Genomic DNA, 12,652 nt, shown 5'->3' with positions numbered 1-12,652 from the left:
CACTAATATTAGCTACGCTGTAAAAAGAGACTCAGCGAAAGGTGAGAATTAGCCATGTCAGAAACATCATCTGCAAAAGATTGCCGTATCGATTTACGAGTTACCCAAGAGCAAAAAGAAATATTAGAACGGGCTGCAAGTCTCAAAGGAATTTCTTTGAGTGCTTATACACTTTTTCATGTTTTGCCAGTCGCCAAGCAAGATATAGATGCAAATGAAAGGCTGGTGCTGTCTAATGTTGATAGAGATTTGTTTATGTCAGTAATGGAAAATCCACCAGAACTGAAGGGAAAACTCAAATCTGCTATTCACAAATATAGACAGAAGTATGACTTGTGATAGCTCGGCAAGATGGAATTTTGTACCAATAAGAACGATAGTTAGAGAGTTTGGTTAACTTGGTTAACTTAGCTATATAAATCTTAAAGGTTCCCGTGAAAAGAGCGTAGACGTAAAGCGATCGCTTCCTCAGCTTAATAGACAACAATCAGTATAGCGATTTAAATTTAGGGTAGATGCTCAAGAAAATTAGGATGCACCCCCATACTTGGAAAAGCAAGTCAATCGTGTTTTTAAGCAACTAGGAGAAATAGAGGAAGAAGAATGAGCGATCGCTACAGTATGGTAATTCAATGGTCAAATGAGGATAATTGCTACTTAGTACACTTACCGGAATTTCCTTGGCAGCAATTCCACACTCATGGTAAGAGTTATGAAGAAGCCGCTAAACACGGGCAAGAGGTAATTGAATCTCTGATTGAATGGTATCAAGAGGAAGGAAAACCTTTGCCAGAGGCAATTACTTTTCCTCAAAAACTGTTAAAAGTGGCTTAAATCTTTTTAAGATACTCTGCACAAGTAGGGCGATCGCTTTTTATCTAGAAAAAGTGATAGATCAAGGATATTACTGGGAATACTGAGATTAAGTCTATTTTGCAACAACTATGGTTAATCCATTTACGCAGCGACCAGAACCACATTTGTTTAAGGGAGGAAATACCTCCGATTACGAGGTATTTACTGGTGAAGCAGGTACTTGGTGTACCCGTCATAGTGTGAGTGGAGAGACAATTCAATCCGTTAGACCAGCTATTGATATGTTTAACATTGCTAATCTAGGAGTAAATATACTCAATCTTGGTGTAGGCATTTACAATTCTGTCCAACTTTACAAGGTCAAAAAGAAATTAGACTGTAATCAAGAGCAGATTGAATCATGTGCTGAGAAGTTAGACAGAAATCATGAACAAGTTCAAGTAGTATCAGATAAATTAGACAGAAATCATGAACAGATTCAGACTTGTTTTAATAGTATTCAAAATGCCCTTACTGTTCAACACCGCACGCTTGAATTATTAGTTTGTAATCAGTGTAACTTAGCACAGCAAATGAATATTCTCCGTGAGGAGATGCGTACAGGTTTTCAAAATGTTGTAGAAGAAGTTAAAGATTTAGAAGCTCGTAGGCGTAGAGAAGAGTTTGAGACTCGAACTTTTAAACTACTCAAAGCTTATGAACGATTTACCTATATACTGCCTGAATTACTAGAAGCAGATCAACTTATTGAAAGAGCCGAGGATTTAGAAGCTTGGCTGCGAACTCAACTTAATCGTATTGACATAGGCAAACCGGAAAGATTACCACTAATGGTAGCTCTTGCCTTTAGTGTCAGAGCAAAAGCTGATGCCTTTGAAGCTAAAGGAGGAGATTACACAAATTTCGCTACTAAAGATATTGGTTTACTAATAAATCAACTGCGTGATGAGGCTCGTGCATTTTGTGAGGGACGCAGTTTATATACTCTTGGAGTAGAAATGCCAGAAATACTCTACCAGTATGCCTTTTTGAATCGAAGTCTTTGCAAAGGGTATGAACTTCAGAAAAAAGTTAAGCAAGTTGATTCTGAATTTATTTTTTCACCAGAGCAGTTGAATTGGGATGATGGAATGCAGGAATTAAGAGAATTATTCCAACCTAACATTGAACATACTGAGTTTTTGGGTGGAAACCAAGATATTAAGCTAAATACTCTGGCAGACTACAATTGGTACATACGTTTTGCAGATCAAGATGGATTAACTTTCAACGTTCACTCTCGTCCCTCAATCAAACTTTCTGATATTCTGCGAAATATAGGTCATCCAGAACCTCAGAGTGGGGGAATTAGAAAAACTACACTAAATACTCTTATGGCTTTTGCTCTACCTGAAAGAGTTAATAAGATTTCACATCTTATACAAGCAGAGTTTAACCTAGAAACTTCCCCTAAACTTCTTGTGGCGTAAAACTGATTTTTAGTCTTAGGGGTAATAAATTTTTTTACCCCAATCCTTCAATATCAGCACTTTCCCCTTCGGACTCAACAGGCTCAAACTTAACTTTGTTGTATAAATCCTGTAAGGAAATCTCAAAGGGTACGGTTACAAGTGCGATCGCTTTTCATTAGATTTGGGGTTTAAGTAGCACCATAGTGATTTTATCTAAGTTTTTGGGGGATGGTGCGATCGCACCTTACCCCAATCCTTCAACATCACCACTTTCCCCTTCCGACTCAACAGGCTCAAAATTCACCTTGTTATATAAATCCTGTAGTGAAATCTCAAATGGTACAGTAACAAGTGCGATCGCTTCATCTTCATCATCATATTCACGAAGCGTCCATTGCTTCTTCCCAGTTTTGGAAAATTGATCTATATGAATCCGAGTTTGGTCAATTAACAGATATTCTTGAAAAGTAGAAATAGTTCGATAAGCCTGAAATTTATCTTCGCTATCGTAGTTTTTAGTAGATTTTGATAAAACCTCAACAATAATTTGCGGATTTGTAATAATGTCTGTACGGTTGTTGAAAAACTCTGGTTCCCCGGCTATTACTGTCACATCTGGATACGTGTAGATACGCTTTTGGTGTATCCACAGACGCATATCGCTGTTAAATACTTCGTATTCTTGTTGTCTGAACGCGAAGTTTAATACAGCATAAAAATTACCACCTATCCGATTGTGATTTATCGTTCCACCCGCCATAGTAATTATTTGTCCGTCAATGTATTCACTTTTATACTCAGCAGCTTCCTCAAGCTCTAAATATTCCTCTGGGGTATAGTATCGCTGTTGTGTTATTTGCATAGTTTTATCGGGTAGCAATGTTTAACGATAGGGAGCATCTAGTGACCCATGTTTACCAAACAGTTTAACGTGGTTCGATAGAGTTTAATCAGCTTTCTACAAAGAGAGCGTAGGCGCAGCCCAATCTAGGCATCGCCACTAAATTCACTAACTACAACATTTGATTAATTCCTAGCAAAACAAATTAGACAAAACTCCGCGTTACTTTGCGTTTCCTTTGCGTCCCTCTGCGTTTAAAAACATTTCCTACTGATAACCAGCTGCTTGTAAAAGAAACAACTTAGCATAACGTCCTCCTACCTCTAACAATTCTTCGTGACTTCCCTGTTCTATAACTTCTCCATTTTCTATAACTACGATTTTGTCAGCCATTCGTACAGTCGAGAAGCGATGGGAAATCAAAAGTACCATTTGATTTTGAGTAATAGCGCGAAAATGATTGAAAATCTCAAACTCAGCTTGGGCATCTATAGCTGATGTTGGTTCATCTAACACCAAGATATCTGCTTGCGATCGCATAAAAGCACGAGACAAAGCAATTTTTTGCCACTGTCCCCCAGAAAGTTCCTGTCCTCCCTTAAACCAACGGCCAAGTTGAGTCTGAAAGCTTTGGGGTAATTGGTCAATAAAAGATTCAGCCATCCCTTTTTGGGCAGCAGTTTGCCAACGGGTTTTGTTTTCAAGATGTTCGACATCACCCACGCCAATATTTTCACCCACAGTAAACTGATAGCGGACAAAGTTTTGAAAAATCACACCAATCCGACGCCGCAGCACATCAACATCCCATTCTTGTAAATCCAAGCCATCTAAGAAAATTCGCCCAGAGTCAGGGGTGTAAAGTCGGGTAAGTAGTTTGATTAAGGTAGTCTTACCAGAACCGTTTTCACCGACAATTGCCAGTTTCTCTCTCGGTTTCAAATGCAGCGAAATGTTTCTCAACGCTGCCTTAGAACTTCCCGGATAAGTAAATGATACATTCTCGAAACGAATACCATCTTGAGAATTTAAACCAATAGTTGCCTTACCCCAAGATTTTGGTACTTCTTCTTCCAGAAAATCGTAGAGATTTGATAGATATAGGTTATCTTCATACATCCCTCCAATAGAAGTAAGGGCATTGGAAAAAGTAGATTGTCCTTGGCGAAACACAGTGAGATACATTGTCATATCTCCCAAGGAAATCTTACCTAGAACTGTTTCTAAGATAATCCAAGCATAAGCTAGATAAAAAGCACCAGTACTGACTAAACTTAGGAGATATCCCCACAATCCTCGCCGGAGAGTCAAATCGCGGTCTTCGCCATAAAGTTGATCGAATAGGTTGCGGTAACGTCCTAGCAGCATCTCTCCCAGTTGGTAGAGTTTGACTTCTGTGACAAAATCTTCTCTTGCTAGCAGATTTTCTAAGTAGTTCTGTTGACGAGTTTCTGGCGCACGCCAACTAAACAAGCGAAAGCCTTCTCCAGCAAATTTCGTTTCGGCAATAAATACAGGCATCGCTGCTAAAATCAGCACTAATACCGCCCAAGCTGAGAAATTTATTAGCAAAATACCGTATGTGAATAGGGAAAGAGCATTTTGCACTAACCCAAAGGTGCGGTTTACTAAGGAAAGGGGACGAACTGATGCTTCTCGTCGGGCATTGGTTAATTTGTCATAAAATTCTGAGTCTTCAAACTGCCTGAGATCGAGTGTCAGCGCCTTTTCTAAGATGAGTACATTTACTCGCTGACCCATTAGCGCCCGCAATAACGACTGACAGATGGTGATTCCTCGTTGACTGCCTGCTAGTAAAATTACAGCGATCGCTTCTAATCCTACATACAACAAAGGGTGAGAAATATTGACAAAACCATTGTGTGAGTTAATTTGAGATGCCAATACCACTGCATCAACAATCAACTTACCGAGGTATGATATCGCCGCCGGTAAAAGACCAGCCAATAAAGTTAAACTAGCCAGAAGAATAGTCAGCGATCGGCTAGTAGTCCATACTAAGTTTACAGCCCGTCCACTGTACCGGAAAACCGTCAGTGATTGGCGCAGGATATTTCTTTTTTTTTAATCTTCATTTTTCTTGCCGCGAGATACCCCACCTTGGGCGGATCTTCCTGACTCTATTAAATCTTTATAAATTTTACCAATAAATAACTCAGAACTCAGGAGCCAGAAGTCAGAATTACGAGACGGATATTCTGAATTATGGCTCCTGTAGGACTTACGCAACAAATCTCTCAAACTCTCATTTCTCTTTGTCGCGCCAGTTGCTTCTTCCCTTGGGGAGACGCGCAAGGGACAAGTCTCTTAACCCGCAAGGGCGCACTGGCTTCTCTGCGTCCTCTGCGGTTTGTTATTCCGTAACTCGTGCGTAAGTCCTATCCTGTTTACATTTTCATCCCCACAATCTCCTACCTGCTTTCCCACTTAGTTTTTGGTGAGCATCTTCCAACAAAGCTGGAATATCTAACTTTTCTGGACAGCGAGGCAAACAGTCACCGCATTCTGTACAACGGTTGCCCTTCATTCCAGGGAACCAATGACCGGCATTTTCAAACATTCCATAACGATATTGTCCATAGTCTTTCATATCGTATGCCACTGCAAGATTTCGTAACCGCAATACCTCTGGAATATTGATGTTTTCTGGACAGGGCAAACAAGCATAACACTGGCTACAATTATCAGTTTCTAAAGCAACTTTTTGGTGATTTTCTAAACGATCAAAAGCAGAATGTTCGGCTGATGTTAACTCTCCATCATAGTCAGCGATTCGCAAAGGTTCCCTTAATTCATCTGGGTTTGCTGGACCGATACTCAAAGTAGTAATACGGCTATCACCAAGTAAAAACCGATAATTTAACTCTAAGGGTAAATACGGGTAACACAGGTCTTTGAGAGCTTGGGGTGGTCTATAGAGCCGTCCCCCCTTATCAGCCGGGGAAATAATGAAAATGCCCATGTCCTTTTCGGCAGCTAGTTGAATCGCTGGTGCGTGCCGTTGGAAAAAATAGTAATAATGCAGATTGACAAATTCAAAAAAATCTGTATTTATTGCTGCCTGAATTAACTCTAATGACCCGTGGCTGGAAAAACCAACGTGTCGCACTCGACCATCAGCAACAGCTTCTTCTACGGCTTGCATACAGCCATTTTTGGCTTGCACCCACTCTAAATGTTGCCAAGTGTTCAAGCCATGAATGCCTAAGCAATCTAAATAATCTAGCTGTAATCGTTCTAGGGATTCGTCGATGCACCGACGCATGGTATCAGCATCTGCTGTGGCTGAGATTTTGGTAGTGACATAAAGCCTCCTTCGGGGTACTGACAACCCAGCTTTTAGGAACCTACCAAGATACTCCTCGCTTTTGCCGTAACCTCTGGCGGTTTCTAGATGATTAATTCCTAGCGCTAAGGCTTGTTCGATAGTCTGGTGAGCATTTTCAACAGAAGCCAAGTAGCGCATTGTTCCCAGAGAAAAAACCGAGAGGCGCAGATTCGTTTTACCAAAGCGTCGGTATTGCATCTTTAAAAAGAGTTAGGAGTTTGGAGTTAGGAGTTTGGAGTTTGGAGTTAGAAGAGTTAGGAGTTAGAAGAGTTAGAAGAGTTAGGAGTTAGGAGTTAGGAGTTTGGAGTTTGGAGTTTGGAGTTTGGAGTTAGGAGTTAGGAGTTTGGAGTTTGGAGTTAGAAGAGTTAGGAGTTTGGAGTTAGGAGTTAGGAGTTAGAAGTTGAAGGAAGTAATTCATAACTCTTAACTCCTAACTTTTTTTGCTTAGAAGTTAGGAGTTGAAGCAAAATCACTCATAACTTTTAACTCATAACTCATAACTCCTAACTTTTTTAGCTGTCGCCATTACCAAAGCGCTTAATCAAATCTTCAGGACGGAGATTGGAAATAAATTCACGGAAGGCTTGCTGTTCGGCTTCATCTGCATCGCGATCGACAGGGATAGAAGCATCAGCAATCACTTCTTCCATTACCCAAATAGGGGTATTTGTACGGAGGGCAATGGCGATCGCATCGCTAGGACGCGCATCAATTTCTTTTTTGACCTCGCCTTGCTGGACGATTAAAGCTGCATAAAATGTATCCTTTTGCAGGGAATGAATAATCACCTTTTCTAGAGTCATATTCCAAGTCTCTAGAAGATTCACAATCAGGTCGTGGGTTAAGGGTCTGGGAGGCTTTTGATTCTCCAGTGCGCCCATAATTGCCCTAGCCTGTTCCTGACCAATGTAAATTGGCAAAGCCCGCCGATCTGAAGAATCTTTCAAAAGGACAATCGGGCTGCGGGTTATGGCATCTAATGCTATGCCAGCGACTTTCATTTCAATCATTGCCTAAGCCTCTACAATGCTTCGAGAGCCTTGGATGCTATGTAATAAATAGCACCCCTTTTTAGGCGGGTTGGTGACAGTAATAAACATAAGCATTCGTTCTCTATAATTGCTTCTATTAAACTCCGAACTTGTGGCGAAAACCAGAGTAAGTCAAATTGGTCTTCTTAGACAATAACCTTCTTACCCAAGTATGCCCTGTGAAGGATGCTAATGTGTTAATATTCCTATATGAAAAAAAGTCAGAAAATATACTTGGATGTTGGAGATTTCTGTGAGAATTACCAATTGATTTCAAGCAAAAATAGGCAATAAATAGAGTTAGTTTGACAAAAAAGCCGTGTTTACAGGATTAATCCAGGCATTAGGAACGATGGAACCCTTGGGGGGCGATTCTTGGCAAATTACTTGCGTAAGCCAGTCGGGTGAAGTAATTATGCAAGATTTGGCTTATGGTGACAGTGTTGCTGTAGATGGTGTTTGCTTGACAGTAGAAAAAGTTTTAAAAGACGGATTTATTGCCACGGCTTCACCGGAAACGCTACGCCGCACGACGTTGGGAGGTGAGCAAACGCAACAGAGATATGTCAATTTAGAAGCGTCGCTCAGGGTGGGGAGCAAAGTTGGCGGTCATTTTGTGATGGGTCATGTAGACGGCATCGGTAGATTGCTAGTGGCAGAACAAACGGCTAGTTCTTGGGAAATGACCTTTATTGCATCCGAGGCGATCGCACGGTATATTGTCCCCAAAGGTAGCATAGCCGTTAATGGCATCAGTCTCACAGTAGCCGCTTATGAGCCAGAACTCTCTCAATTCACAGTGGCAGTAATTCCCCTCACATACACCGAGACAAATCTTCGCTATTTGGTTTCTGGGAGTTGGGTGAATCTAGAAGGGGATATTCTCGGCAAATACGTCGAAAAATTCGTTTACCCGGGAAACTCCCACACCACCACTGATGAAACTAGTATGGATGGCATTACACCGGCATTCTTAGCAGAACACGGGTATCTGTAACTAAAGAAGTTAGGAGTTAGGAGTTAGGAGTTAGGAGTTAGGAGTTAGGAGTTAGGAGTTAGGAGTTGGAGTTGGGAGTTAGGAGTTGGAGTTGGGAGTTAGGAGTTGGGAGTTAGGAGTTAGGAGTTAGGAGTTTGGAGTTTGGAGTTTGGAGTTTGGAGTTTTAAATTCATAACTCTTCACTCCTCACTCCTCACTCTTCACTTTCTTTCTTCTAGCTTCCTGGTTCCTGGCTTACCTGAGCAGTTTGCAAGCCTCGAACTAAGTGGCTGAGGGCGCTTTGTAGTTCCACGCCTGGGTCAGTCGCAACCCACCCATCCTGTGTTAGGTGGCGGATTTCAAAGTGCAGGTGAGGGCCTGTGGAGTTACCGGTGCTGCCAACTAGCCCGATGACAGTTCCAGGTTGTACCCACTGACCGGGTTGAACAAGGATTTCTGACATGTGACCGTAGAGAGTTTGTTCAGCAGATTTGTGATTTAGAATAACGGTTAAACCGTAACCACCCACCCAGTTAGCAGTTTCCACTTGACCAGCAGCAGCGGCCAAAACTGGCGTACCTGTAGGCGCACCTAAGTCTGTACCAGCATGGAAGCGTTGATTACCTGTGATTGGATGAATTCGCCAACCAAACAAAGAAGTAATGGGAGCGGGTATAGACAGTGGATACATTATTCCCGTACCACTATAGGCAACTCTCCCTATATAGGGAATTTGCGGCAATACTGATGCTAGCGAAAAGTCATAAGCTACGTTGCTAGGACGGGGTGCAATGTTGCCATCTGCCATTGGTGGAGGTAAAGTACCGCCACCGGGTGCGATGGGAGTTGCACTCACTCTCGTAGGGCTAAACTCGCTAGGACTTGGTATAAACCGATTCGGGTTAAATCCGCTCTTGGTCACACCGCTAGAACCAGTTTGAGTTGCAGTAGGTCGCCATCTGCTGGTGTTGCCAGTAGAAGATGCAATCTGCCGCACGGGTGGAACAACTACTGGTAATTGTGCATTTTGACTTCTTCTAAGCCAAGTAGGTGCCGGTTTACTATTAGAATCAGCTACACTCTTTTGCGGTACTTTGGCGCAAACGCCGCCTAATACACTTTGCCCTGATGGCAAAATGGCTCGACAACCACTGGAGCGTTCTGTGAGAATTACGGAATTTGGTGCTTGATAAGTAGCTGTAGCACCACTGTCATAACTATTAGGATCAATATAGGCGTTATTATAATCCTTGGTTTTTTCCGGCGTTGCACTGACAGGGCTGTTGGAGTTATTTGATGGTTGAGCAACTTCTGGAAGTTTTTCAGGTAAAGAGCGGAAAGGGGTATTAGGTTTTTCCTGTCTCACCCGTACAGGAGTAACCTGGGAGGCTTCTACCTTGGGTTTTGATTGTCTGATAATCACAACAGGTTGGGCAGCTTCGATTTTGGGTGTAGACTGCCTAACTGGCTCTTTTAATTGAGCAACTTCTGGCTTGACCAATCTCTTTCTGAGTCTAGCTCGCCGTTGGGAAAATTCCGGTTGGGCTTGAGCGGTTTCGGGTGCAACAGGCTGTTTTTTAACACTTTGGCTTCGCTCAGTGTTAACTGGGTTTATAACTGCTGTTGGCTGGGAAGTTTCGACTGTGGGAACGATGTTGTCTATTTGTGTTTCGGTTTGAGCAAACACAAAGCCGCCGCTAAGGAGGCTAACGCTACTCAGCCAACAGAGGCTCTGGGCTGGTAGTGTTGAGGCAAAACGTTTTTTTGTTAGACCTTGCTGCCATAAGTAATGCAAACGATGAGGGGCAGAATTTTTGCGCTGCGTCATTTGTTCTCTCAGTTGTGTGTAATTAGCCTAAAGAGATGATGCTAGTGGTTTGTCTTGCCCAAAGAGCGGAATTTTAAACAAACCTCAAATTTAAACGGAAGATTTATGGTACCCAAAACTGATTGTACCGGGTTCAATATAAATTTCCGGTGTAATTAGTTCCTTTGTATTGTATGTTTCTAAATCAACTCGTAAATTTCCTTGAGGAGTCACCCCAACTACTTTACCTGAAATATTGTTGACGTAGACGCGATCGCCCATATTTATAAGCAAATCTAAATAGCGAGACAAGAGTACCTGTACTCCTTCTTGGCAAAGGCACTCCATACCGGATTCTATTCCCAGCAAGACTTTAGAGGTGAGCATTTCCAGACAAGAAATTGCTCTAAAATCTTGGGAAGCTTGCCACGATTCCAGATTGATTCCAGTTTCTGGTACTGGGTTTGTCCAGTTAATACCAACACCAATTACTGCTTGAGTGATTTGTCCTTTGTTTACTTTGGTTTCTGTCAAAATGCCGCCTAGTTTGCGACCATTTAAAACTAAATCGTTGGGCCATTTTATCCCAACATCTACACCACATTGGCGCAATTGAGACGCAATTCCCCAAGCAGTAGCAAAAGTTAGCTGGTAGCTGTCAGTAGCCTCTATTTTGTGGTCGAAATAAATCGCCACGGAAACATATAATCCGCCAACCGGAGAAATCCACTCACGGCCCCATTGTCCCCGCCCAGCAGATTGCACAGTTGCAATTACTACTGTTCCTGAAATAGCCCCTTGGTTGAGTAAGTTCCAGAGGGTTTGATTTGTTGAAGAGACGCTTTCAAAAAAGTGCAGGGAAAATGGTAAATATGTATACTTACGCGCTGCCTTTAAGGCTGTTTCCAAGTTTTGCAAATTAAATTCCACAGCAGTTAACCCAAATTCCGTTGTTCAAGTTAGCATTGATTGGCTGATGAGTGATTTCTGTTTAGGTTTGGTTGAAGATGCACACTTGGCACTGGCACAATTGGGAAGGACTGCCCTATCTAACTTGTAGTATTCTGGAAGGTTGGCATCACGGCTTCTTTACCCAGCAGTTTTGGCCGCGATCGCCACAAGTTATCACAGAAGTATTGCAACCAGAGGCATTAGTCTATCGCTTAAAGCAGGTTCATGGCAATACTGTTCTCACCCCTGAAGAAATTGATAGCCTTTTAAGCACTCTTGGAGAGGATTTAGCGTCGGCAGATGGTTTAGTTAGCGATCGCCCTCTACAAGCTGTTTGGGTAGCTAGTGCAGATTGTACACCCGTGTTGATTGGCGATGTGCAAACTGGACAGGTGGCAGCATTACACGCAGGTTGGCGGGGGACTTCTAAGAAAATTGTCCCTCTAGCGATCGCTCGATTACAATCTCAAGGCAGCAAACTTGATGATTTACGGATTGCGATGGGGCCTGCGATCGCTGGTGAGGTTTACCAAGTCTCTATCGAAGTAGCTGCCGAAATCGGAGCTAGTATTATACCATATAACGACGAAGAAAAAATTGTAAATGCATTACATGAATTACCAAATTCACCCTTATTGGAAGATTCTAGTCCAGGTAAAGTACGGCTGGATGTCCGGCGAGTGAATGTTTTACAACTGGAAAATATGGGGATTAGTGCAGAACAAATTGCGATCGCACCTTATTGTACTTTCCAAACTCCAGAGCATTTCTTTTCTTACCGCCGCGAGAAAGAGAAAAAAGTTCAATGGTCAGGGATTGTTAGCGGTAAATTAAAACCCTTACCAATGACAAATGACAAATGACAAATAATCCTATATTCTCATCACAGGATAGTTAGGATGTTCAGGATTCGGAATAAGTCGCTGATTTCTACAGTCCACCAGTAAATCGAGCGTCTCAAGCACCGTTTGTCCAATCAAAACTATATTACCTGTAACCAATGTTGCTTCGGTAGTTTCTCGTCCTGTCAATTCAATAATTACGGGTTCAGTCACGCCTATAGATTCTTCGCTACCATTGGCGTATTGGGCAATCTGCTGTCCTCGAATTCTCAAGCCAAGTTGCTCAACAATAGATATGGGTAGTACAGTACGTACTGCCCCAGTATCGACTAATGCTTCAGTTTCATACACCCGCAACATATTTGGATTGAGCATTCCTCGGCTGACAAGCGCTTCATCGATGGCATTAGTGAGCTTGACTTTGACTCGAACTGCACCCATAGGTTGATTGTTGGCAGAATGGTAATGATTGAGATTTACCATAATTTGTATGTTTTGGAAAATTCTTTAATCTGCTTCTAAAGTATCCTAAAAATGTACGCGCTTGTGTGATTTTATTATGGCGTGATTTCGAGTACTTACCACAGA

Annotated in this window: 13 protein-coding genes; 6 read left to right on the top strand and 7 right to left on the bottom strand. The window is 42.1% G+C overall.

Translation table 11 applies throughout. The annotated features are described in order from the left end of the window. Positions 1-54: 54 nt before the first annotated feature. The 3 genes from V7K73_RS18945 (at position 55) to V7K73_RS18935 (ending at position 2,285) form a co-directional block, all read left to right on the top strand. The gene (locus tag V7K73_RS18945) at positions 55-339 is read left to right on the top strand and encodes a type II toxin-antitoxin system TacA family antitoxin (protein WP_334882105.1); all 285 of its coding nucleotides are present in this window, start codon (positions 55-57) and stop codon (positions 337-339) included. Between the two features lie 264 nt (positions 340-603). Further along, the gene (locus tag V7K73_RS18940; RefSeq protein WP_334882104.1) at positions 604-834 is read left to right on the top strand and encodes a type II toxin-antitoxin system HicB family antitoxin; all 231 of its coding nucleotides are present in this window, start codon (positions 604-606) and stop codon (positions 832-834) included. A 110-nt stretch (positions 835-944) separates the two neighbouring features. After that, positions 945-2,285 carry a hypothetical protein gene (locus V7K73_RS18935; protein ID WP_334882103.1) on the top strand — a complete coding sequence of 447 codons (1,341 nt, stop codon included), beginning with the start codon at positions 945-947 and terminating at the stop codon, positions 2,283-2,285. Positions 2,286-2,511: 226 nt separating this feature from the next. On the opposite strand, the gene V7K73_RS18925 is transcribed toward V7K73_RS18935, so the two are convergent. Continuing rightward, positions 2,512-3,129, bottom strand: a complete 618-nt coding sequence (locus V7K73_RS18925) for a Uma2 family endonuclease (RefSeq protein ID WP_334882102.1) — start codon at positions 3,127-3,129, stop codon at positions 2,512-2,514. 246 nt (positions 3,130-3,375) lie between these two features. Continuing rightward, a complete protein-coding gene (locus V7K73_RS18920) occupies positions 3,376-5,181 on the bottom strand; it encodes an ABC transporter ATP-binding protein (protein WP_334882138.1) in 1,806 nt (601 codons plus the stop codon). Positions 5,182-5,334: 153 nt separating this feature from the next. Between V7K73_RS18920 and V7K73_RS18915 the strand changes: the two genes are divergently transcribed. Beyond that, on the top strand, positions 5,335-5,493 hold the full coding sequence (locus V7K73_RS18915; RefSeq protein ID WP_334882101.1) for a hypothetical protein: 159 nt from the start codon (positions 5,335-5,337) through the stop codon (positions 5,491-5,493). A gap of 31 nt (positions 5,494-5,524) precedes the next feature. Here the strand turns inward: V7K73_RS18915 and V7K73_RS18910 are convergent, their stop codons facing one another. Together V7K73_RS18910 and V7K73_RS18905 are read right to left on the bottom strand one after the other, a co-directional pair. Then, a complete protein-coding gene (locus V7K73_RS18910; protein ID WP_334882100.1) occupies positions 5,525-6,655 on the bottom strand; it encodes an aldo/keto reductase in 1,131 nt (376 codons plus the stop codon). 314 nt (positions 6,656-6,969) lie between these two features. Beyond that, the gene (locus V7K73_RS18905; RefSeq protein WP_012406891.1) at positions 6,970-7,467 is read right to left on the bottom strand and encodes a bifunctional nuclease family protein; all 498 of its coding nucleotides are present in this window, start codon (positions 7,465-7,467) and stop codon (positions 6,970-6,972) included. A 340-nt stretch (positions 7,468-7,807) separates the two neighbouring features. Between V7K73_RS18905 and V7K73_RS18900 the strand changes: the two genes are divergently transcribed. Next, the gene (locus V7K73_RS18900) at positions 7,808-8,485 is read left to right on the top strand and encodes a riboflavin synthase (RefSeq protein WP_334882099.1); all 678 of its coding nucleotides are present in this window, start codon (positions 7,808-7,810) and stop codon (positions 8,483-8,485) included. Between the two features lie 214 nt (positions 8,486-8,699). Here the strand turns inward: V7K73_RS18900 and V7K73_RS18895 are convergent, their stop codons facing one another. Beyond that, a complete protein-coding gene (locus V7K73_RS18895) occupies positions 8,700-10,292 on the bottom strand; it encodes a M23 family metallopeptidase (protein WP_334882098.1) in 1,593 nt (530 codons plus the stop codon). A 90-nt stretch (positions 10,293-10,382) separates the two neighbouring features. Further along, positions 10,383-11,201 (bottom strand): biotin--[acetyl-CoA-carboxylase] ligase, encoded by an 819-nt coding sequence (locus tag V7K73_RS18890; RefSeq protein WP_334882097.1) that lies wholly within the window; start codon positions 11,199-11,201, stop codon positions 10,383-10,385. A gap of 77 nt (positions 11,202-11,278) precedes the next feature. On the opposite strand from V7K73_RS18890, the gene pgeF reads away from it, so the two are divergent. Continuing rightward, the gene (gene pgeF / locus V7K73_RS18885; protein WP_334882096.1) at positions 11,279-12,085 is read left to right on the top strand and encodes a peptidoglycan editing factor PgeF; all 807 of its coding nucleotides are present in this window, start codon (positions 11,279-11,281) and stop codon (positions 12,083-12,085) included. A gap of 9 nt (positions 12,086-12,094) precedes the next feature. On the opposite strand, the gene V7K73_RS18880 is transcribed toward pgeF, so the two are convergent. After that, positions 12,095-12,547 (bottom strand): retroviral-like aspartic protease family protein, encoded by a 453-nt coding sequence (locus V7K73_RS18880; RefSeq protein ID WP_334882095.1) that lies wholly within the window; start codon positions 12,545-12,547, stop codon positions 12,095-12,097. Positions 12,548-12,652 lie beyond the last annotated feature (105 nt).

It is taken from the genome of Nostoc sp., assembly GCF_036916975.1.
Lineage (GTDB): Bacteria > Cyanobacteriota > Cyanobacteriia > Cyanobacteriales > Nostocaceae > Nostoc.
Note: the sequence above shows the minus strand (reverse complement) of the source record. Positions and strands in the feature narration are given on the sequence as shown.